This is a genomic window from Rhodococcus sp. KB6 (assembly GCF_001445685.1).
GTDB lineage: Bacteria > Actinomycetota > Actinomycetes > Mycobacteriales > Mycobacteriaceae > Rhodococcus_F > Rhodococcus_F qingshengii.
The window spans coordinates 621265-645080 of record NZ_LNAK01000134.1 but is presented as its reverse complement, the minus strand read 5'-3'; the positions used below and the strand labels follow the sequence as shown (position 1 = coordinate 645080).

General features: G+C 64.2%; 24 protein-coding genes. 1 reads left to right on the top strand and 23 read right to left on the bottom strand.

Annotation, left to right across the window (positions count from 1 at the left end):
• Nucleotides 1-2: 2 nt before the first annotated feature.
• The 15 genes from pgk to fmt all read right to left on the bottom strand — a co-directional run bounded on the left by pgk (nt 3) and on the right by fmt (nt 15136).
• Nucleotides 3-1214, bottom strand: coding sequence for a phosphoglycerate kinase (gene pgk, locus ASU23_RS23000; protein WP_003944901.1), 1212 nt, complete (start codon nt 1212-1214; stop codon nt 3-5).
• Nucleotides 1215-1231: 17 nt separating this feature from the next.
• Entirely contained in the window at nt 1232-2251 is a 1020-nt protein-coding gene (gap, locus tag ASU23_RS22995) for a type I glyceraldehyde-3-phosphate dehydrogenase (protein ID WP_003944851.1), read from the bottom strand.
• 158 nt (nt 2252-2409) lie between these two features.
• Nucleotides 2410-3387: a DNA-binding protein WhiA gene (gene whiA, locus ASU23_RS22990; protein WP_021344225.1), complete on the bottom strand. Its 978-nt coding sequence runs from the start codon at nt 3385-3387 to the stop codon at nt 2410-2412.
• Entirely contained in the window at nt 3384-4448 is a 1065-nt protein-coding gene (yvcK, locus tag ASU23_RS22985) for a uridine diphosphate-N-acetylglucosamine-binding protein YvcK (RefSeq protein ID WP_058038765.1), read from the bottom strand. Before yvcK ends, whiA begins: the two co-directional genes overlap by 4 nt.
• Complete coding sequence (gene rapZ / locus ASU23_RS22980) at nt 4445-5344, bottom strand: RNase adapter RapZ (protein ID WP_003944872.1); 900 nt, start codon at nt 5342-5344, stop codon at nt 4445-4447. Before rapZ ends, yvcK begins: the two co-directional genes overlap by 4 nt.
• The gene (gene uvrC / locus ASU23_RS22975; protein WP_003944805.1) at nt 5341-7533 is read right to left on the bottom strand and encodes an excinuclease ABC subunit UvrC; all 2193 of its coding nucleotides are present in this window, start codon (nt 7531-7533) and stop codon (nt 5341-5343) included. Before uvrC ends, rapZ begins: the two co-directional genes overlap by 4 nt.
• Nucleotides 7534-7607: 74 nt before the next feature.
• Nucleotides 7608-8081, bottom strand: a complete 474-nt coding sequence (locus ASU23_RS22970; RefSeq protein ID WP_003944987.1) for a PH domain-containing protein — start codon at nt 8079-8081, stop codon at nt 7608-7610.
• Nucleotides 8078-8575 (bottom strand): 6,7-dimethyl-8-ribityllumazine synthase, encoded by a 498-nt coding sequence (gene ribH / locus ASU23_RS22965; RefSeq protein WP_003944999.1) that lies wholly within the window; start codon nt 8573-8575, stop codon nt 8078-8080. The genes ASU23_RS22970 and ribH overlap by 4 nt, the downstream gene beginning before the upstream one ends.
• The gene (locus ASU23_RS22960; RefSeq protein ID WP_003944833.1) at nt 8572-9846 is read right to left on the bottom strand and encodes a bifunctional 3,4-dihydroxy-2-butanone-4-phosphate synthase/GTP cyclohydrolase II; all 1275 of its coding nucleotides are present in this window, start codon (nt 9844-9846) and stop codon (nt 8572-8574) included. The genes ribH and ASU23_RS22960 overlap by 4 nt, the downstream gene beginning before the upstream one ends.
• Nucleotides 9847-9956: 110 nt before the next feature.
• Nucleotides 9957-10565: a riboflavin synthase gene (locus tag ASU23_RS22955; protein ID WP_003944892.1), complete on the bottom strand. Its 609-nt coding sequence runs from the start codon at nt 10563-10565 to the stop codon at nt 9957-9959.
• Between the two features lie 5 nt (nt 10566-10570).
• Entirely contained in the window at nt 10571-11623 is a 1053-nt protein-coding gene (gene ribD / locus ASU23_RS22950) for a bifunctional diaminohydroxyphosphoribosylaminopyrimidine deaminase/5-amino-6-(5-phosphoribosylamino)uracil reductase RibD (protein WP_030536416.1), read from the bottom strand.
• A gap of 8 nt (nt 11624-11631) precedes the next feature.
• Entirely contained in the window at nt 11632-12315 is a 684-nt protein-coding gene (rpe, locus tag ASU23_RS22945) for a ribulose-phosphate 3-epimerase (protein ID WP_019748384.1), read from the bottom strand.
• Between the two features lie 64 nt (nt 12316-12379).
• The gene (locus ASU23_RS22940; protein ID WP_003944924.1) at nt 12380-12727 is read right to left on the bottom strand and encodes an MmcQ/YjbR family DNA-binding protein; all 348 of its coding nucleotides are present in this window, start codon (nt 12725-12727) and stop codon (nt 12380-12382) included.
• 40 nt (nt 12728-12767) lie between these two features.
• On the bottom strand, nt 12768-14216 hold the full coding sequence (locus ASU23_RS22935; protein WP_058038764.1) for an RsmB/NOP family class I SAM-dependent RNA methyltransferase: 1449 nt from the start codon (nt 14214-14216) through the stop codon (nt 12768-12770).
• Nucleotides 14213-15136, bottom strand: coding sequence for a methionyl-tRNA formyltransferase (gene fmt, locus ASU23_RS22930; protein WP_058038763.1), 924 nt, complete (start codon nt 15134-15136; stop codon nt 14213-14215). Before fmt ends, ASU23_RS22935 begins: the two co-directional genes overlap by 4 nt.
• Before the next feature lie 288 nt (nt 15137-15424).
• Between fmt and ASU23_RS22925 the strand changes: the two genes are divergently transcribed.
• Nucleotides 15425-15631 (top strand): hypothetical protein, encoded by a 207-nt coding sequence (locus tag ASU23_RS22925; RefSeq protein ID WP_003944900.1) that lies wholly within the window; start codon nt 15425-15427, stop codon nt 15629-15631.
• A gap of 57 nt (nt 15632-15688) precedes the next feature.
• On the opposite strand, the gene ASU23_RS22920 is transcribed toward ASU23_RS22925, so the two are convergent.
• The 8 genes from ASU23_RS22920 to mihF all read right to left on the bottom strand — a co-directional run bounded on the left by ASU23_RS22920 (nt 15689) and on the right by mihF (nt 23740).
• Entirely contained in the window at nt 15689-16708 is a 1020-nt protein-coding gene (locus ASU23_RS22920) for a triacylglycerol lipase (RefSeq protein ID WP_058038762.1), read from the bottom strand.
• Nucleotides 16709-16802: 94 nt separating this feature from the next.
• A complete protein-coding gene (locus ASU23_RS22915) occupies nt 16803-17558 on the bottom strand; it encodes a PadR family transcriptional regulator (RefSeq protein ID WP_321208808.1) in 756 nt (251 codons plus the stop codon).
• Nucleotides 17559-17643: 85 nt separating this feature from the next.
• Nucleotides 17644-19662 (bottom strand): primosomal protein N', encoded by a 2019-nt coding sequence (locus ASU23_RS22905; RefSeq protein ID WP_082661447.1) that lies wholly within the window; start codon nt 19660-19662, stop codon nt 17644-17646.
• 25 nt (nt 19663-19687) lie between these two features.
• On the bottom strand, nt 19688-20902 hold the full coding sequence (gene metK, locus ASU23_RS22900; RefSeq protein WP_003944827.1) for a methionine adenosyltransferase: 1215 nt from the start codon (nt 20900-20902) through the stop codon (nt 19688-19690).
• Between the two features lie 188 nt (nt 20903-21090).
• Nucleotides 21091-22341: a bifunctional phosphopantothenoylcysteine decarboxylase/phosphopantothenate--cysteine ligase CoaBC gene (gene coaBC, locus ASU23_RS22895; protein ID WP_253741448.1), complete on the bottom strand. Its 1251-nt coding sequence runs from the start codon at nt 22339-22341 to the stop codon at nt 21091-21093.
• Between the two features lie 44 nt (nt 22342-22385).
• A complete protein-coding gene (gene rpoZ / locus ASU23_RS22890; RefSeq protein WP_003944996.1) occupies nt 22386-22685 on the bottom strand; it encodes a DNA-directed RNA polymerase subunit omega in 300 nt (99 codons plus the stop codon).
• A 98-nt stretch (nt 22686-22783) separates the two neighbouring features.
• Nucleotides 22784-23383: a guanylate kinase gene (gene gmk / locus ASU23_RS22885; RefSeq protein WP_003944801.1), complete on the bottom strand. Its 600-nt coding sequence runs from the start codon at nt 23381-23383 to the stop codon at nt 22784-22786.
• 36 nt (nt 23384-23419) lie between these two features.
• A complete protein-coding gene (gene mihF, locus ASU23_RS22880; RefSeq protein WP_003944825.1) occupies nt 23420-23740 on the bottom strand; it encodes an integration host factor, actinobacterial type in 321 nt (106 codons plus the stop codon).
• Between the last annotated feature and the right edge of the window lie 76 nt (nt 23741-23816).

Here is a 23816-nt window from a genome sequence, read left to right as displayed (position 1 = left end):
GATCAGCCTTCCAGTACTGCGATGCCAGGCAGCTCTTTGCCCTCGAGGTACTCAAGGGAAGCGCCACCACCGGTGGAAATGTGCGAGAAGCCCTCGTCCGGGATACCGAGCTGACGAACGGCTGCTGCGGAGTCGCCGCCGCCGACGACGCTGAAGGCGCCCTTCTCGGTTGCCTCCACGATTGCCTCGGCGACACCGCGGGTGCCTGCCTCGAACTTCGGGAACTCGAACACGCCCATCGGGCCGTTCCAGAACACCGTCTTGGCGCCGGTCAGGATCGCGGCAAAGCGCTTGACCGACTCCGGTCCGATGTCCAGACCCATCCAGCCGTCGGGAATCTTGTCGAACGGAACGATCTTCGACTCGGCATCGGCCGAGAAGGAGTCCGCGACGACAACATCCTGAGGGATGTGGATGACGTCGGCGTACCGGTCGAGGAGATCCTTGCAGGTCTCGATCATGGACTCTTCGCACAGCGAATTGCCCACGGACACACCCTGAGCCGCGAGGAACGTGTAGAACATTCCGCCGCCGATCACCAGAGTGTCGACCTTCGGCGCCAGTGCCTCGATAACGGCCAGCTTGTCCGAGACCTTGGAGCCACCGAGCACCACCGCGTACGGACGCGCTGCGTCCTGCGTGAGCTTGGCGAGCACCTCGACCTCGGCGCCGACCAGGTATCCGGCGTAATGCGGGAGCAGCTTCGCGACGTCGAAGACCGACGCCTGCTTACGGTGAACAACACCGAATCCGTCGGAGACGAATGCGCCGTCGTCACCGACCAGCTCGACGAGAGCCTTGGCGAGCTTGACCCGCTCGGCTTCGTCCTTGCTGGTCTCGCGAGGGTCGAAACGGATGTTCTCGAGCATCAGGACGTCACCGTCGGTGAGTCCTTCGGAACGAGCCAGCGCGTCCTGTCCCACGACGTCACCGGCGAGTTGCACGTTGCGACCGAGGATTTCGGCCAACTTCGCGGCAACCGGTGCGAGGGAGAACTTGGGATCGGGCTGACCGTCGGGGCGCCCGAGGTGCGCGGTCACGATGACCTTCGCTCCACCCTCGGCAAGTGCCCGCAGGGTGGGAGCGGACGCGACGATGCGACCCGGGTCCGTGATTTCTCCGCCATCCAACGGGACGTTGAGGTCGGAACGCACCAGTACGGTGCGCCCCTCGACCCCAGCGTCCAGCAGATCCTTCAGCGTCTGAACTGCCACTGTTATCGAAACTCCGCTCAGAGAGACTTGGCGACGAGGCCGATGAGGTCGGCGAGGCGGTTGGAGTAGCCCCACTCGTTGTCGTACCAGGAGACGATCTTGACCTGGTCGTCGATGACCTTCGTCAGACCCGAGTCGAAGATCGACGAGTGCGGGTCGGTGACGATGTCCGAGGAGACGATCGGTGCGTCGGTGTACTTCAGGATGCCCTTGAGGGGTCCTTCGGCGGCAGCCTTCATCGCAGCGTTGATCTCGTCGGCGGTGGCCGACTTCTTCAGGTTCGCGGTGAGGTCGGTGACCGAGCCCGTGGGGATCGGCACGCGCAGTGCGTAGCCGTCGAGCTTGCCGAGCAGCTGCGGGAGAACCAGGCCGATTGCCTTGGCTGCACCGGTACCGGTGGGAACGATGTTGAGGGCAGCTGCGCGGGCGCGACGGAGGTCTGCGTGCGGAGCGTCCTGCAGGTTCTGATCCTGGGTGTACGCGTGGATCGTGGTCATCAGACCCTTGACGATGCCGAACTCGTCGTCGAGAACCTTGGCGATGGGGCCGAGGCAGTTGGTGGTGCACGACGCGTTGGAGATGATGTTCTGGCTGCCGTCGTACTTGTCGTCGTTGACGCCCATCACGATGGTGATGTCTTCACCCTTGGCCGGAGCCGAGATGATGACCTTCTTGGCGCCGGCTTCGAGGTGTCCCTTGGCCTTTGCGGCGTCGGTGAAGATGCCGGTGGACTCGACGACGACGTCGACGCCCAGCTCGCCCCAGGGAAGTTCGTTCAACGGGCCACGGTGTGCGAGGGCCTTGATGCGCTGATCGCCGACGACGATCGTGTCGTCACCGTCGAGCGACACGTCGTACGGCAAACGGCCGAGGATGGAGTCGTACTTCAGCAGGTGAGCGAGCGTCGCGTTGTCAGTCAGGTCGTTGACTGCCACGATCTCGATATCGGTGGTTCCGAGCGCCTTCTGCGCATCCACCGCCCTGAAGAAGTTACGTCCGATACGGCCGAAACCGTTTACGCCAACCCGGACAGTCACAATTCGCTCCTTTGACCATGATTCTGGTGTGCAACTTGACCCACGCATACTCCGAATCCGTGTGTGCACGACGCGGACGTGGGGTTCATCGGTCGATGTGACTCATACCCTAATGCGCGTGGCCCGAACGTGCGCAGCCCACCCTGACGGAGGGCAGGTCACCCCTCTTCGAGTAGCTCCACATTCACTGCGGATTCGGTGTCGGGTATGCCCGTTTCCTTGGCCTTGCGATCAGCCATGGACAGCAGGCGACGGATACGTCCGGCAACGGCGTCCTTGGTCATCGGCGGGTCGGCCAACTGGCCGAGTTCTTCGAGGGACGCCTGCCGATGCTCGACGCGCAGTGCACCCGCCGCCGCGAGGTGATCGGGCACGTCCTCACCGAGGATCTCCAACGCACGCTCGACGCGCGCAGCAGCCGCAACGGCAGCGCGAGCAGAGCGTCGCAGGTTTGCGTCGTCGAAATTGGCGAGACGATTGGCGGTGGCGCGGACCTCGCGTCGCATCCGCCTCTCCTCCCACACCAGACGTGTGTCCTGGGCTCCCATTCGGGTCAGGAGATCGCCGATGGCCTCACCGTCGCGGATCACCACACGATCCGTTCCGCGAACCTCACGTGCCTTCGCCGAGATCCCCAGACGCCGCGCAGCTCCAACCAGAGCAAGTGCGGCTTCCGGGCCGGGGCAGCTCACTTCGAGCGCCGACGAACGGCCGGGTTCGGTCAGGGAACCGTGCGCGAGGAACGCACCGCGCCACGCTGCTTCGGCGTCGCCGACACTTCCGCCGACGACCTGCGCAGGCAAGCCGCGAACCGGGCGCCCGCGAAGATCGAGCAGTCCCGTCTGGCGCGCGAGGGCCTCACCCTCCTTCGCTACACGCACGATGTAGCGAGCGGACTTTCGAAGCCCGCCCGCACTGAGTACGTGCACATCGGCACTGTAGGTGAACAGGTCGAATATCTCCCGGCGCAGACGTCGCGCCGTGGAGCCCAGATCCACCTCTGCTTCGACGACCACCCGGCCGCCGACGATGTGGAGCCCACCGGCAAAGCGCAGCAACGCGGAGACCTCTGCCTTGCGGCAGCTGACCTGAGTCACCACTAACCGGCTCAGTTCGTCCTTGACCTCCGCTGTCATTGCCACGAAGCGTTCTCCCTCTGTTCTTCGGATTGCTGTTCTTGCAGGGAAGACTGTGTCGAATCCCCTACTGCCGCACTGCTCGACAGTTCAGCCAGTACATCGGCCAGTTTTGCCGGATCGTGTACATGCGCTGCGCCCGGTGAGGTGTCCGCGACATCCGCGTACCTGACTTCGGCTGAAAATTGATCCGCCGCACGCTGCAGATGTTCACGTTCACGCCCGGCCGGTACCGACGCCGAGTCGACCACCACGTAGTCGACCCGGAAATCGGGCACGTGTTGGGAGAGTACGTGCAGGTGACGCTCTGCGGAGAATCCGGCGGTCTCCCCCGGCTCGGGTGCGAGATTGAGCACCAGTACCTTTCGAGCCTTCGTCGACGACAGTGATTCGACGAGTTCGGGTACCAGGACGTGTGGGATCACGCTCGAGAACCACGATCCCGGGCCGAGAACCACGAGATCGGCACGAACGATCGCAGTCACGGCATCGGGGCACGCGGGCGGATTGGACGGGAGCAGTCTCACACGCCGAACCTTGCCCGGGGTCGTCGCGACGGCAACCTGTCCACGAATGCAGCGGCTGACGCGGGGGTCCTCCTCGAGTCCCTGAACGTCGGCTTCGATCTCGAGCGCGATCGGCGACATCGGCAGCACACGACCACGGATTCGCAGCAGTCGCGCCATCTCGTCGAGCGCGGCGACCGGATCGCCGAGCACCTCGGTCAGTCCGGCCAGGATGAGATTGCCCACCGAATGCCCGGCAAGTGCGCCGACACCGCCGAAGCGATGCTGAATGGTCCGAGTCCAGTCGACTATCTCGGGTTCGTCCGACGCGAGAGCTGCCAGCGCCATCCGGAGGTCTCCAGGCGGGATGACGCCGAGTTCGGCGCGCAGCCGGCCCGACGAACCACCGTCGTCGGCGACCGTGACCACGGCGGTGACGTCGACCGTCAAGCGTCTGACGGCCTGGAGCGTGGCGAACAATCCGTGCCCGCCGCCGAGCGCGACGATGGCCGGCCCCTCGGGTGTCTCCCGCGAGCGATGTGTCGGTTCACTCATTCGCGCCCCAGATCCCGGTGCACGATGCTGACCGAGATGTCGTCCTCGGAACCCAAACGCCTCGCGAGAGCTTCGGACATTGCCACGCTTCGGTGCTTACCGCCGGTGCATCCGACCGCAATTGTCATGTAGCGCTTTCCTTCTCGTCGATATCCGGCGATCGTCAAATCCACCAGATGTCGGTAGGTGTCGAGATAGTCTTCCGCGCCCTCGCGCGACAACACGTAGTCGCGGACGTCGGCATCCTGACCGGTGTGCGGGCGAAGTTCAGGGATCCAGTGGGGATTGGGCAGGAAACGAACGTCACAGACGAGATCGGCGTCCATCGGCAGGCCGTACTTGAATCCGAACGACTGGACCGTCACCTTCATCGTGCGGTTGGCATCGTTTCCGAACGCCGTTTCGATCTTCTGACGCAGCTGATGCGCCTTCAGTGCCGACGTGTCGATGACCAGATCGGCGGCCGCCTTCACCACGGCCAACTGCCGACGCTCGGCTGCGATCCCTTCGGACAACGTGCCGTCGATGCCGTCGTTCTGCAACGGATGACTGCGGCGCACCTGTTCGAACCGTCGGATCAACACGTCGTCCGACGCTTCGAGATACAGCACCCGAGTATGGATCGGTTCCGCCTCGAGTTCGGTGAGCACCCACCCGAGATCGCCGGTGAAGAGTCGACTCCGCACGTCGATCACGACGGCGAGACGATCGACCGGCGGGTCGGAGGTCAGGCTCAGACCGACCATTCGGGAAATGAGCTCAGGTGGCAAATTGTCCGCGACATACCAGCCGAGGTCTTCGAGCACCTTGGCAGCGGTACTCAAACCTGCTCCGGACAATCCCGTCACCAGCAGGAAATCCATCGTTCGACTGTCTTTGGCGCTGTCGGTAGTCACTGTGCACTCGGCCCCGTCGTCGGCATGGACAATTCTCGCGACTCGGAGCCTTCGTCACCGCTACCGGATTCGGCGCTGGGCGCGTCAGCAGACGTAACAGACGATTCGGATTCCGTGTCCAGCTCATCATCCCCTACCGCGGCTGGCAGCGCTCGAGCTTCAGCACCCGCGTCGGCTGCAGCCGAATCCGTGCCGAGTGCGGCCAGAACTGCTGTGGCGGTGGTCTCACCGATACCGGGGACCTGCATGATCTCCTCGACCGTTGCCGTTTTCAGCTTCGCCACGGAACCGAAGTGAGCCACCAGAGCGGTTCGACGAGTTTCACCGAGCCCCTTGACCGAATCCAGAGCCGAAGCCGTCATCCGCCTCGAGCGTTTGCTGCGATGGAACGTGATCGCGAAGCGGTGGGCTTCGTCTCGGATGCGCTGCAGTAGGTACAACGACTCGCTCGTCCGAGGGAGGATGACCGGATCTTCTTCCCCCGGTACCCATACCTCTTCGAGTCTTTTGGCCAATCCGACTACCGCGACGTCGGTCACCCCCAGTTCGTCGAGGACCGCCGCTGCCGCCGTGACCTGAGGGGCGCCGCCGTCCACGACGAACAGATTGGGCGGATAGGCGAACCGCCGAGGCCGGCCCGTCGCCGGGTCGATCGCCGCTTCGGGAGCCAGGTCCCCACCGTCCGAGTCCATGGTCGACGCCGACGCCGCGAGGACGCCCAGGTCGCGGTTGTGGCGCAGGAACCGCCGACGCGTGATCTCGGCGATACTCGCGACGTCGTCGGAATGACCGTCGCCGGCAGCTTCCTTGATCGCGTAATGGCGGTAGTCCGACTTACGCGGGAGCCCGTCCTCGAACACGACCAGTGACGCCACGACGTCGGTTCCCTGGACGTGACTGATGTCGATGCATTCGATTCGTAGCGGAGCCGAGTCCAGGTCCAGTGCTTCCTGGATGCCCTGCAGCGCCGCGGAACGCGAAGTGAAATCGCCGGCGCGCTTGAGCTTGTGCTGCGCCAGAGCCTCTTTCGCGTTTCGCTGGACTGTTTCGGCGAGGTCTTTCTTGTCGCCGCGTTGCGGAACCCGCAGTTGCACTTGCGATCCCCGAAGCTTGCTCAGCCACGCCTGGATCTCGGTCGCGTTTGCCGGCAGAACCGGCACCAGAACTTCCTTGGGAACTGCGCTGATCCCGGCCTCGGAACCCGCTCCCGGGTCGAGGGCCGCCTGCTCCCCGTAGAACTGGGTGAGGAACTGCTCGACCAGGATCGGCAGGTCGGACTCGGCGTCGAGTGCGGCCCAGTCGATGGCGTCGCCTGCCTTCTCCACGACCCATCCACGCTGACCCCGCACGCGTCCGCCCCGCACGTGGAACACCTGAACGGCGGCTTCGAGATCATCGGTGGCAAAGGCGACGAGATCGGCGTCGGTGCCGTCACCGAGTACGACGGCCTGCTTCTCGAGCGCCTTGCGCAAAGCGCCGATATCGTCACGCAGACGGGCTGCGGTCTCGAAGTCGAGGTCCTCGGAAGCCTGCTGCATGCGCTTTTCGAGATCTTTGACCAGCTTGTCCGTGCGGCCGGCGAGGAAGTCGCAGAAATCTTCGACGATCTGACGATGCTCCTCGGCACTGACTCGCCCGACGCAGGGCGCCGAGCACTTGTCGATGTAGCCGAGCAGACACGGCCGGCCGATCTGGTTGTGTCGTTTGAAGACTCCGGACGAGCACGTTCGTGCGGGAAACACTCGTAGCAGCAGATCGAGTGTTTCGCGGATGGCCCAGGCATGGGAGTAGGGACCGAAGTACCGGACACCCTTGCGCCGCGGACCGCGGTAGACGAACAAGCGCGGGAACTCTTCGTTGAGCGTCACCGCGAGAACCGGATACGTCTTGTCGTCGCGGTACCGGACGTTGAACCGCGGATCGAATTCCTTGATCCAGTTGTACTCGAGCTGAAGCGCTTCGACTTCGGTACTGACGACGGTCCACTCGACGCTGCCGGCGGTGGTCACCATCTGCCGAGTACGGGGATGAAGTGTCGTGACGTCCGCGAAGTACGAGTTCAAACGTGAACGGAGGCTTTTCGCCTTTCCGACGTAAATGACCCGACCATGCGGATCGCGAAATTTGTAGACGCCCGGCGCAGCCGGAATGGTTCCGGTAGCGGGGCGGTAAGTCGAGGGATCCGGCACGGTTTCAGGTTAGTCGCCGCCACCGACCGACTCGGAAACGCGCAGGATGCGGGCACCGAACCGGTCGGAAGACGTCAGTTGCTCTTGTGCGCGACCGGTGCGTAGCGGTCGGCCAGTTCGCGGAACTTACCGACCGTGTCGACGGCGTACTCGCGGTCGTTGGACTGGATCGCCATCACTGCCATGTACTCGTCGTCGGGCAATTCGATGCGTGCCCAGGCGGCACCGTCGGGGAACGAGAGTCCCTCGAACAGATCCCAGTCGACGATCTTCTCGCCCAGGATGTTTCGTACGGCAATACCCTGCTTGCCCACCTTGACCCGGGGCCGCGTCAACATCAGCACACCGAGAGCCAGAATGGTGCCGATGCCTGCCATCGCGATCTGGTCCGCGGCACGGAAGTACACGCCGGTGGACCCCTGGCGAAGCAGGAGTGCCAGTGTGACGTGAACGATCACCAGGAGGACGGCAACTCCGATCGCGTATCGCGTCGACTTACGCGGTGACGCGATCAGTTCCCAGTTCTCGTTGTCGCCGGGTGTACTCATCGAAACGAATCCTCGGTCCAAGGTGCTCGGAGATGGCGCAGGGTCACTGCGGTGTCCAGTGCGGCGGCGCAGGCCTGTGCGCCCTTGTCCTCGACGCTACCCGGCAGACCCGAACGGTCAAGAGCCTGCTGCTCGGTGTCGGTGGTCAGGACACCGTTCCCCACGGGGGTGCTTTCGTCGAGCGAGACGCGTGTGAGGCCCGCGGTGACCGCGTCGCACACGTACTCGAAGTGCGGCGTGCCGCCGCGGATGACAACACCGAGTGCGACGACGGCGTCGTGCGTGCGCGCCAATGCCTGCGCAACGACCGGCAGTTCGATCGCGCCGGCGACACGGACCAGTGTCACGTCCTTGATCTGCGCCTCCTGCGCGACGCGCTGCGCGCCGGCGATCAGAGCCTCGGAGATCGTCGCGTGCCACTGCCCGGCAACGATCGCCAGCTTCAGATCCTTGGCCTCGGCGATCGCGAGCTGCGGCTGACCTTCGCCGCTCACAGTGCGGTTCCCGGCTGTGCGGTGTTCTGGTTCGCCTCGTACTCGTCCAGTCCGATCAGATCGTGACCCATCCGATCGCGCTTGGTGCGCAGGTAGGTGAGGTTCTCCGCATTCGCGCGCAGCGGCATCGGAACACGATCGGTGATCTGCAGGCCGTAGCCGTCCAGACCCACACGCTTGGCCGGGTTGTTGGTCAGCAGACGCATCGACGAGATCCCCAGATCGACGAGGATCTGCGCACCGATGCCGTAGTCGCGGGCGTCCGCCGGTAGGCCGAGTTCGAGATTGGCGTCGACGGTGTCGGAACCGGCGTCCTGGAGCTGGTAGGCCTGCAGCTTGTGCATGAGACCGATGCCACGACCCTCGTGCCCGCGCATGTACAGAACAACGCCGCGGCCCTCCTGGGCGACCATGTCCAGTGCGGCGTCGAGCTGCGGGCCGCAATCGCACCGCAGCGAACCGAAGACGTCGCCGGTGAGGCACTCGGAGTGAACGCGGACGAGTACGTCGCTACCGTCGCCGTCGGGGCCTGCGATGTCGCCGCGCACCAGCGCAACGTGCTCGACCTCGTCGTAGATGCTCGTGTAGCCGACAGCGGTGAACTCACCGTGGCGGGTGGGGATGCGGGCCTCGGCGATGCGCAGCACGTGCTTCTCGTGCTTGCGACGCCACGCGATGAGGTCGGCGATCGAGATCAGAGCAAGGTTGTGTTCGTCGGCGAAGACTCGCAACTCGTCGGTCTGAGCCATCGCGCCTTCGTCCTTCTGGCTGACGATTTCGCAGATGACGCCGGCAGGACGCAGGTCCGCCATGCGGGCGAGGTCGACTGCAGCTTCCGTGTGGCCAGGACGACGCAGTACTCCGCCTTCCTTCGCGCGGAGCGGAACGACGTGACCGGGGCGAGTGAAATCGTTGGCACCGGATTCGGGGTTGGCGAGCAGACGCATCGTCGCAGCGCGGTCCGACGCCGAGATGCCGGTACCGATTCCCTCACGGGCGTCGACGGTGACGGTGTACGCCGTGCCGTGCTTGTCCTGGTTGGTGGCGTACATCGGGGGCAGGCCCAGCCGATCGCAATCGTCACCGTCGAGCGGCACGCACAGGTAGCCGGAGGTGTACCGGACCATGAACGCCACCAGTTCCGGGGTGGCTTTCTCGGCGGCGAAGATGAGGTCGCCCTCGTTCTCGCGATCCTCGTCGTCCACGACGACAACAGCTTTACCTGCAGCGATATCTGCTACTGCGCGCTCGATACTGTCGAACCTGGTCACGTGCTCGCACTCCAAAGTCTTGACTTTTCACATCATCGAATACAACAAGTGCATCCGACGGATGCACTGACAACCCTACGACCAATCGGACGGGTCCGATCAGCCTGGTCCTACCGACCGGCAGAGTGAAGCCGCTCGACGTACTTCGCGATCACGTCCACCTCGAGGTTGACCGGCGTACCGACCACAGCGGTTCCGAGCGTCGTCAACTCGAGCGTTGTCGGGATCAGCGAGATCTCGAAGTACTCGAACCCGCGGTCTCCGCCCAGCGCGGAGACCGTCAGCGAGACTCCGTCGACGGTGATCGAACCCTTCTCCACGACGTAACGGGAAATGGAGTCGGGCAGTGCGATCCGCACTACCTCCCAGTTCTCGGACGGCGAGCGGGAAATGACGTGGCCTGTTCCATCGACATGCCCTTGAACCAGGTGGCCGCCGAGTCGGCTGTTCAGCGCCGCGGCACGCTCGAGGTTGACGCGAGAGCCGACATCCAATTTCGCCAGGCTCGAGCGGTTCAGGGTTTCCTGCATGACATCTGCGGTGAACGAACCGTCGGCAAGCACGTCGACCACCGTCAGGCACACTCCGTTGACCGCGATTGAATCACCGTGGCCGGCGTCGGAGGTGACCAGTGGCCCGCGCACCGTGAAACGTGCAGCATCGACCAGTTCTTCCTTGGCGACAATTTCGCCGAGTTCTTCCACAATTCCTGTGAACACGCGCCCTACTCCTCGTTCCCCGGAGCAGAACTCTCCGGAACCAGACTCAACAAAATATCGGGGCCGATCGTTACCGCAGACTCCAAACGGAATCGGTGGGCGTCGGTGATGGTGTGCACTCCGGCATCGACGAGTGCGGAGGCGCCCGCGCCGAGCAGGATCGGAGCGATGTATGCCTCTATGACGTCGACATATCCGGCGGCAAGGAATGCTCCGGCCAGACGGGGCCCACCCTCGAGAAGTACGTCCGTGTACTCCCCCAACGCCTCGACTACTTCGTCGATGTTGTCGGTGTTGAGCACCAGAGTCGGTGCGGTGTCGTCGAGAATGCTTGCCGTCGAGGGTATTTCGCGCTTTCCGACGACGACGCGAACGGGCTGGTGCGCCGCGAGCTCACCGGTGGGCTGACGTGCGGTCAGCCACGGATCGTCGGCAAACACGGTGCCGGTACCGACCACGATCGCATCGATCTGCGCTCGCTGCGCATGCACGCGCGCCCTCGCCTGCGGACCGGTGATCCACTGACTCGTTCCGTCCTCGGCGGCGCTGCGTCCGTCCAGACTGGCCGCGTACTTCCACGTGATGTGCGGGCGACCGGTGCGCTGTTTGTGCAGCCAGGCCCGCAGTGGACCAGCTTCCACCTCGGGTGCTCTCAGTCCGGCCGTGACGCTGATTCCAGCGCGCATGAGCGTCGCTGCGCCGCCGGAAGCCTCGGGATTGGGATCACCGACGGCGTAGACAACCGCCGAGACTCCGGCGTCGATCAATGCCTGCGAGCAAGGGCCGGTTCGTCCCTGGTGATTGCACGGTTCCAGTGTCACCACTGCCGTACCGCCACGTGCCGCATCGCCGGCCTCGTCGAGAGCTACAACCTCGGCGTGCGGTCCACCGGGCGGTTGCGTCATACCGACGCCCGCGATGGTTCCGTCGGCAGCGAGGATGACCGCGCCGACCGGTGGGTTGGGGCTGGTGAATCCGCGCGCGGAATCAGCTGCGGCCAGCGCGATCTGCATCGCGGCGTCGAGATCAGCCGTCGACGCCTGTCCACCCTTTGCCATCGAGCGGCTCAGACCGACAGCGTCAGGTGCGGTGACGCCGAGGCGGCCTGCGCGCGCAGCTTGCGCACCGCCTCACCGGGATCACTCGCTCCGTACACCGCCGAACCGGCGACGAAGCAGTCGATCCCTGCTTCAGCGGCCTGCTCGATCGTGGAAGCGTTGATGCCGCCGTCGATTTCGACAAGGAGCGTCAGCTCACCCGAGTCGACGAGCTTTCGAACTGCGCGTGCCTTGTCGAGCACCTGAGGCATGAAGGACTGACCACCGAATCCGGGTTCGACGCTCATGATCAAGAGGGTGTCGAAGTCCTTGAGGATTTCCAGGTAGTCGTCGATCGGGGTTCCAGGCTTGATGCTCAGCCCCGCCTTGGCACCAGCTGCACGAATATCGCGGGCAACCGAACGCGGATCGTCGGTGGCCTCGGCGTGAAACGTAACGTTGTACGCACCGGCCTCGGCGTACGGCGGCGCCCAGCGCTCCGGATTCTCGATCATGAGATGGCAGTCGAGCGGAATATCCGTCGCCTTCAGCAGACTCTCGACCACCGGCAGACCCAGCGTGAGATTGGGAACGAAATGCGCGTCCATCACGTCGACGTGAAGCCAGTCGGAGCCGGACACGGCAGTCGCTTCATCAGCGAGTCGAGCAAAATCTGCGGACAGAATGGACGGTGCAATCATCGGGGAAGCCACGACGCCGAGTTTAGCTGTGTCTCATTGCCGACCGTGCATGCACATCGGAGCCGGTGCAATCAGATCAGTTCTTGACGACGGTGTGGAGCTTTCGCACCTTGGCCGGTGCCTTGATCCGCCACGCGTCTTCAAGCATCTCACCCAACTGCACCTCGTCGATCAGTTCGAGGTGCACGAGGATCGAGCCGTGCCCGTGATAGTGATCGGTGGTGAAGAAAGCCGCCTCGCCACTGGCGAGTAGCGCCTCCTTCTCGTCCAGACCGCACATCACGACCAAAGCGCCCTCCGCTTCGGTGCGGAGCCGTGCAAAAGTTTTACCTGCCACCTTGAGTGCCGGGGTGTTGTACGAGGTCGACTCTTCCACGGAGGGAAGAGCCGAACCCAGTACTACAACCTGTTCCCACGTAACCATGTAGGCACCATACGACTACCGATGCCCAGAAGTCATGGGATCAGGCCAGCGGCTTGCGCAAAGCGGCCATGAACATAGCGTCCGTGCCGTGTCGATGCGGCCACAACTGAACCGACGATCCGTCTCCGACGTCCGGGACACCTGGCACCAATTCCTTGGTGTCGAGTTCCAAGACGCCATGACGCCGCACCGCATCGGCGACCACTGCCAGCGTTTCCGACAAGTGCGGCGAGCACGTGGAGTACAGCACCACTCCGCCGGGGCGAACCAGTTCGATTGCGGCAGCAAGCAATTCACGCTGCAACTTCACGAGCGGAGCCACATCGGACGGCTGGCGACGCCAACGTGCCTCCGGGCGCCGACGCAGCGCACCCAACCCGGTGCAGGGAGCGTCGACGAGGATGCGGTCGTATCCGGGTTCGAGCCCGGATTCGCGGCCGTCCGCCACGTGTACGTCCACGGGAAGCTCGCGAGTGGTCTTGCGAATCAACTCGGCACGGTGTTCGACGGGCTCGACGGCGTCGAGTCGCCCGCCTTCGATACCGGCGAGAGCGCCGAGAAGCGCTGCCTTACCGCCCGGACCTGCGCAGAGATCGAGCCAGCGTCCGGAGTCTTCACCTTCGAGAGGAGCAATGCTGAGGGCGCGGGCCACCAGCTGACTGCCCTCGTCCTGCACGCCCGCCAAGCCTTGGCGGACCGCCTCGAGCTGTCCGGGGTCACCGCCGTCGAGATGCACGGCGTACGGCGAGTACGGCCCGATCTCGCCGCCGGTCACCAGTGCTAGCTCCTCGGCGGAGATCTCGCCGGGGCGGGCGACGAGGTGTACTGCAGGGCGGGCGTCGTCGGCGATCAGGACGTCTTCGAGTTCACCGGCAGCAGCGCCGAGCGAGTCGGCAAATACCTGCGCGATCCACAGGGGGTGAGCGTGCTCGAAGGCGAGCCGGCCGACCGGGTCCTTCGGGGCCAGCAGCTCGACCCACTCCTCCTGGGTGCGTTCGGAAACACGGCGCAGGACCGCATTGACGAATCCTGCTCGGCCCTGGCCGTTTTCGGCGCGGACCAGATCAACCGAGGTTGCGACGGCAGCGTGCGGTGCGACACGAGTGCGCAGCAATTGGTACGAGCCGAGTCGGAGTACATCGAGCAGCGTTCCGTCGATCTCTTCGATCGGCCGACCCGCTGCATGGGCGATCACCGCATCCAGCAGTCCCTGAGCACGTGCCGCGCCGTACGCCAGTTCGGTTGCCAGCGCAGCGTCGCGTGCGTCGAGTTTGCGGTCACGCAGGAGCCCTGGCAGAACCAGGTTCGCGTACGCGTCACGCTCACGGACCGCGCGCAGGACGTCACGCGCCGCCAGACGCGGTTGATCGAGCCCGGCGGTTGCCGGATCAGGCCGCTTGGCCTGCTTCGGCTTGGTGTTCTTGCCGCCGCCGCCGGTCTTGGCTCCGGGACCCTGTGTCCGCCGTGCCGGTCGTCGTGATTCGGTCACTGTGCTCGTACCTCCGCGTCGAGTCGGGCACCGCGTGCCCAGTCCCCTGCCGACATCAATTTCTTGCCCGGGGGCTGAATCTGCCCGAGTCGCACCGCGGTGGTCGCGGTACCGATGTACAGACCATCCTTGCGTACCGAGATCTCACCGACTGCCAGGGTCTCGTCCGTGACGGTGACCGGGCCGACCTTGACTCGAAGATCACCGATCATCGTCCATGCCCCGGGCGCGGGTGTGACGGCCCGGATATGCCGGTCCACTGTGGGAGCGGGCAGTTCCCACCGCACGCGGGCCGCGTCCACCGTCACCTTGGGGGCATACGAGACGCCGTCGGCAGACTGCGGAACCGCGTTGATCTCGCCGGCCTCGAGTCCGTCGAGTACCGATTCGAGCAGGGCAGCGCCGTTTTCCGCGAGACGTCCGAGCAGGTCGCCCGCCGTATCGGTGTCGCGAATCCGCTCGGTCATCACTCCGTACACGGGGCCGGTATCCATGCCGGCTTCCAAACGGAACGCGCTGGCGCCCGTCACCTCGTCGCCGGCACTGATCGCGGCCTGCACCGGCGCGGCGCCGCGCCACGCGGGAAGCAACGAGAAATGCAGATTGACCCAACCGTATTTCGGAATGTCGAGGACGTTCTGCGGCAACAGGTTTCCGTAGGCGACGACGGGTGCACAGTCCGGTTCGAGGCGGGCGAGTTCGGCCGCGAAGTCGGGATCGGACGCCTTGGCCGGCGTCAGCACCGGGATGCCGTGCTCGTCGGCAAGCAGACCGATCGGCGATCGGGCGACTTTTCGACCGCGGCCCGCCACAGCGTCCGGACGCGTGACGACGGCTACCACTTCGTGGTTGGCGGATTCGATGAGCCGACGCAGTGAAGGAACCGCGGGTTCGGGTGTTCCGGCGAACACGACGCGCATGTCAGCTCTCCCGTTTCGTTGGGCTCTTCGGACTCTGATCAGCCGATCGGCCTGTCGAACGCGGTGGACTGCAACTCACGAAAATGCTCCCGGATGTGTCGGTGGGTGGAACTGTCAGTCTAAGGACTGCGAGAGCTACGACCTACCTCGCGCCACACCGAACCACTTTCTCAGCAATTTCTTTGATCAGAACCCTGCACATTCACCGGTCCTCGGTATTGACTGTTTCTGTCGTCGCCACTCGGCGGAGGCTGATACGGGATACACCGATCACACGGAGGAACTTAGATGGCAGGCATCGACAGTAAGTTCGACAAGGCCTACGCAGGAAAGTCCGTCGAAGAATTGGCGGACGCCCCGGTCGCGGCACTCAACGGCGTAAGCGATTCGGACGCAGAACATTTGAAGGCAGCGTTCAACATCAAGACCGTCCGCGACCTCGGAACGAACAAGTTCTTCCTGTGGGCGCAGGCCACTGCCAAGCTCGCCGAGTAAACATCCCGACCCACGTGATCTCGGTGCTCACGAGTTAGCAGCGCACGAATTTGCAGCTCACGAATTTGCGTCGATGACCACTTGCGGAATATCCGTGCCGAGCGGCACCGCGCTGCACGAAGCGTGCCGCTCGGCATCGGGGTCGAGGACCGTCCGGATGACGTCGATCACGTAGGGGTCGTACGGCATGCGGAAGTGGCCGGTCAGGTTCGACGGGCACAGATCCTGGAGGACGATGTTTTCTGCACCGGCATCGCGGAGCGCGATGTTCGAGGACGGCTGGATCATCTCGTCGACAGTGGACCCGATGGTCGTGTAGCGCACTCCGGGTACGGTGTCGCCGCCGTCGTTGAGGGCGTTCAACATATCCGACCCCTGCATCTGCTCACGGACAGCTCGCGAAAAGACGTCTTCGACAAAGTCCTCTCCGCCGGGGATCGCGCGGACGATCGGAACCAACCCGAACATCACCCCGCCGTAGGTCGGCGAAGCCAAACCGACCCAATGATCGACGTAGGCGTCGCCGCCCATCTTGTTGACGTAGTACCGCGTCACCGTCGCGCCTTGCGAATAGCCGATGACGTCGACCTTGTCCGCGCCGGTCGCGGTCAGCACCTGATCGACGAAAGAACCGAACGCGGTGGCACTACCGACTATGTCGCCGACGCCGTAGGTCTCGTGTGCGACGTCCCCGTCTTCTTCTTTGATCGCACCGCCGTAATTGAGGGCGAAGACGCAGTAGCCGTCAGCTGCCAGTGCCGGCGACAGGGCCGCCCAATCCGCGTACGCCTCGGTGTCGGTTCCGTGCGCGAGTACAACCGGTCGGGGATGCGTGCCGGAAGGCTCACAGCCGAAATCGTTCGATCCGGCAGGTGCGGATCCTGGATGAGCATGAGCGAATGCGGTGGCTACCGAACGCGACACCTGGCCTGGGCCGATGACGAGGGGAACATCCATCGCGTCGGCACTCGCAGACGGGAGCGTCGGTGCTGCAGCCGATATCGCCGGCGGTGCTCCGATCAGCAGCGCCACTGCTACCGAAAATGTCAGTCCCACAGACCGTTTGACGCCAGACATTGTTCCTGCTCCTGCTCTGATCCTACGAGGGAGCTGACCGTAACACCAGAAACTTCGAGGCGCATACCCTACCGAACAGTAGGTATCCGACGTCTCAATTGCCGCCTTCATCGGAGTCATCACCGGCAAGCACTCGGTAGAGCGATTTGCGCGCCTCGACAAGCACGTCGGCTGCGGCCTTGACCTGCGCTGGTGTGCCTACAGCAGCCACTTGACCGGCCGCGCCCATCAGCTGGCCGATCAGTTCTCGAAGGTCCTGCTCCGGCTCCCCTACGCTGAGACGAACGTCATCCCACGGCGCCCCGAGATCGGCGCGATGTTCCTCGACGTACGCGACGCCTTCTCCTGTCAGCTTGGCGGTTTTGCGGCCGGCAACCTTTTCGATGATCACCAGTCCTTCGTCCTCGAGTTGGGACAGCGCGGGATAAATGGAGCCCGGACTCGGCTTCCAGACTCCACCACTACGCTCGACGATCTGCTGAATCAATTCGTAGCCGTGCATCGGCTCTTCGGCGATCAACAGCAGAATCGCAGCGCGCACATCTCCTCGACGACCTCGTCCGCCACGTCCTCGCCCGCGACCGAACTGAGCGCCCGGACCGAAGCCGGGGCCGGGTCCGCCGTCTGGACCGAAACGCCCCCGCCGATGGCCTCTGCGTGGCATGTCACCGAAGCCCGGCCGCTCGTGCGGTCGACCGCGTCGTCCACCGTCTCGATCGCCGGGACCATCGCCCGACTCGCCGTCGTCCGTCGGCACCCACATCACAAATGGTGGCCGTTGCTCACGGCCGAAACCGCCGAAGAAACCGCGCCGGCCGAACATCCCCTCGTTCGGGAAACTTGCATCCATCGTCGAACCTCCATCACTATCGTTGATAGTTCGACGATATATCGTCATATCGGGTAGCGCAAGGATTCCTCCGACAACTCGAAACTCAGCCGATGCGGCGTGGGTCGATCTGAATGCGGACCGGACCCGAAGACTTCCGCGCACTGCGCGCGGCCCTCGCATGTGCCAGAGCGTCCGCAAGGCCGCGACCGTCCTTGCGTGGAACGCGGACCAGCATTCGCTCCGGCGCGACACCGCTCTCGTCCTCACCGGAATACGGAAGCCTCTCCCCCGCAGGCAATTCCACTGGTCCGAGCAGTACAGCACTTGTCGGCAGATCAGCTGAATCCACCAACTCCGCAATTGCCGCGGATCCACCGTCGATCGCAGCCATGTGAACGGCCGGAGGAAAGCCGACCTCGTCCCGTTCCTCGAATTGAGACTGTGCGTGCCCCACTGGATCCCATCGGACCAACGCCTGCACCGTCGGGATACCCGAGTCTGCGACAACCACAACTTCACCGCCTTCGGACAGCGGAATCACCATGGCAGCAGCCGACATCCAGCGTCTGAGTGTTTCCTCGGCGGCGCGAAGATCGGGCCGGCCGAGCAGTGCCCAACCGTCGAGCAAGAGCGCGGCGCCGTAGCCGCCGGTCATCACCGGCTCCGCACCCACTGTCGAGACCACCAACGCGGGCCCGTGTGGCAGTTCCTTGACCACATCACTGCCCCCGGACAGAACAACTTTCACACCGGGAAACGCCCGCCCGAGTTCTTCGGCGGTCCGGCCGGCACCGACCACCACCGCGCGCAACGCTTTCGCCCCGCACGCGTGACATCGGTAGGCGGCATCGGCAACCCCGCACCAGCGGCACGCCGGTGTCCCGGCGCCGTCGGGACCTGCCGCAGCGGGAAGAGCCAGTGGGCCGTTGCACCGACGGCACCGTGCCGGGGCACGGCACTTTCCGCAGGCCAGGGTCGGTACGTACCCCCGCCGAGGCACCTGTACCAGGACTCCGTTGCCCTCACCCAGAGCGCGCCGGGCGGCCGCGAATGCAATAGCGGGCAAACGAGCCGCTCTGGCTCCCGGATCGCGGGCCAAGGCTTGATCGCTGTCGGCAAGCGCGGTGATCTTGGGTGCGTGGGCACGAACGACGTCCCGCGTAGCGACCAGATCGTGCGCCCATCCCGAGTCGACGAGTACCTGCGCTTCTGCCGTACGGGAGAACCCACCGATCACGACGGCGCACCCGGCGACGTAGCCACGCAGGACGGCAACTTCGCGGGCATGTGGATACGGCGACCGCGGCTCGGACAAGTTGTCGTCGCCGTCGTCCCAGACGACGACAAGACCGGTCTCGGGCGTCGGCGCAAAAACAGCACTCCGCGTGCCGACGACGATCCGGGCGGTCCCGCGCAGTGCAGCGAGCCACCTCCGATATCGCATGGCCGGCCCCAGGCCCGCGGACAGACCTACCACCGCATCCGCTCCGGAGAGTTCGGTACAAGCGGCGACGACGCGGTCCAGGTCGCGTTGATCGGGCACAACCAGGATCGCGGATTTACCACTTGCCGCTACGGCCCCGGCCAGTTCGGCCAGGCGCAGTGGCCAGTTTTCACCAGGCAACGCCTGCCAGACCGCACGTGGGCTTTTCGACTCGCGAATCGCGGACAGGAAGGCGTCACCGAATCTGTAGAGATGCCAACCATTTTCGATCGGTTCAGGAGCGGACGGCGGCTCGGCGGGCCCCCACGGTTCCGCCTCGACCTTCGCGTGCCGCGGCGGTACCGCCAAACGGAGAACATCGGCACGGGTTCCGGCATAACGCTCCGCCACACGATCGACGACTTGCGCGATTTCGGCCGTCAGGACCCGCTCGGACGAGATGACGCGTTCGAGCCAGCCGAACTTCCCCTGATGGTCACTGGTCGCCTCGCGCGAGACGATGAAACCGTCCACCAGACGACCAGCGAAGCGGATGCGCACCCGGACTCCGGGCTGCGCATCCGCTTCGAGTTCACGAGGAACGAGGTAGTCGAATTCACGGTCGAGGTGAGCGAGCGGGAGCATCGGCAGCACCCGGGCGACCGGATCGACTTCTGCCGCTACTCTTTCCGCGCCCACCCGCGCCCCGTCTGTACGTCAGTGATCAGAGACCAGCTGCGCTACGCAGCTTGTCGGCGCGATCGGTGCTCTCCCACGGGAGGTCGATATCGGTGCGACCGAAGTGACCGTATGCCGCCGTCTGCGCGTAGATCGGGCGCAGCAGGTCGAGGTCGCGGATGATCGCTCCCGGACGCAGGTCGAAGATCTCGGTGATCGCCTTCTGGATCCGTGCCGGATCGGTCTTCTCGGTGCCGAAGGTTTCGACGAAGAGTCCGACCGGAGCTGCCTTGCCGATGGCGTAGGCGACCTGAACCTCGATGCGGTCGGCCAGACCTGCGGCAACAGCGTTCTTGGCCACCCAGCGCATGGCGTAGGCAGCGCTGCGGTCGACCTTTGACGGGTCCTTGCCGGAGAACGCGCCGCCACCGTGGCGAGCCATTCCGCCGTAGGTGTCGACGATGATCTTGCGGCCGGTCAAACCGGCGTCACCCATCGGGCCACCGAGGACGAACTTGCCCGTCGGGTTCACCAACAGACGAACATCGGAGGTGTCGAGATCGGTGAGGTTGACGTCGGTCAGCACCGAGTGAAGCACCTTCTCGCGAAGATCGGGCGTCAACAGGTTGTCGAGGTCGATGTCAGCGGCATGCTGGGTGGAGATGACCACGGTGTCGAGACGGACAGCCTTGTCACCGTCGTACTCGATGGTGACCTGGGTCTTGCCGTCCGGGCGCAGGTACGGCAGCACGCCGGACTTACGGACCTCGGTCAACCGGCGAGAGAGACGATGAGCCAGCGCGATGGGTAGCGGCATCAGTTCCGGCGTGTCGGTGGTGGCGTAGCCGAACATCAGGCCCTGGTCGCCCGCACCCTGACGGTCGATCTCGTCGTCGCTGATTCCGTCGACGCGAGCCTCGTGCGAGTGATCGACACCCTGCGCGATCTCGGGCGACTGGGCGCCGATCGCGACGTTGACGCCGCACGAATTTCCGTCGAAGCCCTTTGCGGAGCTGTCGTAGCCGATTTCGAGGACCGTGTCGCGCACGATCTTCGGAATGTCCGCGTACGCAGTGGTTGTGACCTCACCGGCTACGTGAACCTGGCCGGTGGTGACCAGTGTCTCGACGGCCACGCGGGCGCGCGGGTCCTGGGTGAGCAGCGCGTCGAGGATCGAGTCGCTGATCGCGTCACAGATCTTGTCCGGGTGCCCCTCGGTGACGGACTCGCTGGTGAATAGCCGACTGCCGGACTTGCTCACAGATCTCCCTCTCGACGACTGAGTTCTTGACTACAGCTTATTGAAGTATCCGAATCACCGTTCGGTGACCGTTTTGTCATGCTTTGTTAGCTGGGGGCTGAGCCGACGATAACGGTTGGACCGCCTGCGCAACACCCTTGTACTCACCCGATTATCGTGGGGTAACTCTCACCACCGGGCGCGTGTCGCTACTCGGGGAAGAGCTTGACCAGGGCGTCGAGTACTCGACTGGCCATCAAAGCCTTGGATCCGTGTTCGAGAGCGGACTCCGAGCCGTCGGAACCGAGCAGCCAACCGTCGTTGTGATCGACCTCGAACGCCTTGCCCTCGCCGACCGCATTGACCACGAGGAGATCGCAACCTTTGCGGGCAAGCTTGGAGCGGGCATAGGTGAGAACGTCACCATGGGCGTCACCGGTCTCAGCGGCAAATCCGACGATCACCGTTCGAGCATCCAAGTCGCCGTCACGACGCGCTTCGACGAGACCGGCGAGGATGTCGGCATTTCTGGTGAGGCTGATCGAGTCGGGTTCGTTTGCGCCCTTCTTGATCTTGCTGCCTTCGACGGTGGTGGGGCGGAAGTCCGCGACAGCCGCAGCCATGACGACTCCGTCGTGTTCCGGTGCGTGCTTTTCCACTGCCAACCGGAGATCTTCGGCCGTCTTGATGTGCACGACGTCGACAGCGGCGGGGTCGGCGAGATCAGCCGTGTACCCGGCGATCAGTGTCACGTGCGCGCCGCGTTGCGCGGCAAGACGGGCGAGCGCGTAGCCCTGCTTGCCCGAGCTGCGATTACCGAGAAAGCGCACGGGATCGAGCGGCTCGCGAGTACCGCCGGCGGTGACCAGAATGCGGCGACCCTCCAGGTCGCGCGGCAACGCGTCCGAGCGCTCGAGGAGCAACGATGCCAACCCGACGATCTCGTCGGGTTCGGGAAGTCGACCGGCTCCGGTGTCTTTCCCTGTCAAACGCCCGGAGGCAGGTTCGATCACGTGGACGCCGCGCGAACGCAGTGTCGCCACGTTCGAGACCGTTGCGGGGTGCTCCCACATCTCGGTGTGCATTGCTGGGGCGAAGACGACCGGACAGCGCGCGGTCAACAAAGTGGCCGTCAACAGGTCGTCTGCGCGACCCATGACCGCTCGCGCCATCAGATCAGCGGTTGCCGGCGCGATGACGACCAGATCGGCTTCCTGTCCGAGACGGACATGCGGAACCTGCGGGACGTCGTTGAAGACGCCGGTGTGAACCGGGTTGCCGGAGAGTGCTTCGAACGTCGCGCGCCCGACGAACTCCAGAGCGGATTCAGTCGGAATCACGCGGACGTGATGACCGCTCTCGGTGAAGCTGCGGATGATCGAGCACGCCTTGTACGCGGCGATACCCCCACCGACACCGACGACAATGCGCTTACGTATCGATGTGGGCGCGTCGGACACTCCCCCGACACCCGAACGAGGTTCGGGTGCGGCAGATGTGGTGCTCACTCGCCTTCGGTGTGCTCGAGGAGATCAGCGTGGATTTCACGCAACGCGATGGACAGCGGCTTTTCCTGCAGACCGGGCTCGACCAGAGGTCCGACGTATTCGAGGATGCCGTCACCGAGCTGGTTGTAGTAGTCGTTGATCTGGCGCGCGCGCTTGGCCGAGTAGATGACCAGGGCGTACTTGGAAGAGGTGCGTTCGAGCAACTCGTCGATCGGCGGGTTGGTGATGCCGAGCGGGGTGTCGTAGGCAGGCAGAGCGCCCTGACCTGCTGCGGACGCGGCTGAAGTGCTGCTCACTCTTGTGTCTCCTGAATTAGATCTTCATTGAAGAACTAGTTTTATCGATCCGGATATCTGAGAAACGGGGTGGAAATCGGTTCCCGAATGGTGCGGAATCAGTTCCCAACCAACAAGGATACCAACTCATCGCAAGCACGGCTTACATCCTCGTTCACGATGACCGTGTCGAACTCGTCCTGTGCGGCCAATTCCACTCGGGCCGTCTCGAGTCGGCGCGCCACGACGTCTTCCGTTTCGGTTCCACGTCCGGTCAGCCGTTGCACCAGAACGTCCCAGCTCGGTGGAGCCATGAACACCAACAGAGCCTCGGGCATCGCCTTGCGGACAGCTCGTGCTCCGGCGAGATCGACCTCGACGAGAACGGGCTTTCCAGCTTCGAGCGCTTCTTCGACCGGAGCTGCGGGGGTGCCGGAGCGCTGCAGGCCGCCGTGGATTTCCGCCCATTCGAGAAGTTCACCGGAGTCGATCATCCGTTGAAATTCTTCACGGGAGGTGAATCGGTAGTCCTTGCCGTCCACTTCACCTGGACGGGGATCGCGAGTGGTCGCCGAAACACTGAAAACGAGTTCAGGCAACCGAGTTCTCAGCTCGCGAACGACGCTGGACTTACCGACAGCCGAAGGGCCGGCCAGTACAACCAGCCGACCCCTCCGCACTGCGGTCTTGCTCTCTGACACTGTTGCGTCAGCAATCATCAGACACTGCCGCGTCAGCAATCATCACTTGTCGGCTCAGGCCTCGAAGTCGAACTTGGTGAGCAGAGCCTTGCGCTGCCGATCACCGAGGCCACGAAGGCGACGGGTCGGTGCAATCTCCAGCTCGGTCATGATCTCCTGAGCCTTGACCTTGCCCACCTTGGGCAGCGCCTCGAGCAGTGCCGAAACCTTCATCTTGCCCAAGATTTCGTTGTCTTCGGCGTCCTTGAGGACCTGCTTGAGGTCGGTGCCGCCACGCTTCAGGCGCTCCTTGAGCTCAGCCCTGGCCTTGCGGGCAGCAGCTGCCTTCTCCAAAGCAGCAGCGCGCTGCTCATCAGTCAACTGGGGAAGGGCCACGGTTCCTCCGTCTCGTCGTGTGCAAATTTTGTCTATTCCGCTGATAACCAGCAGCGATAGCGACCGTACTCACGCC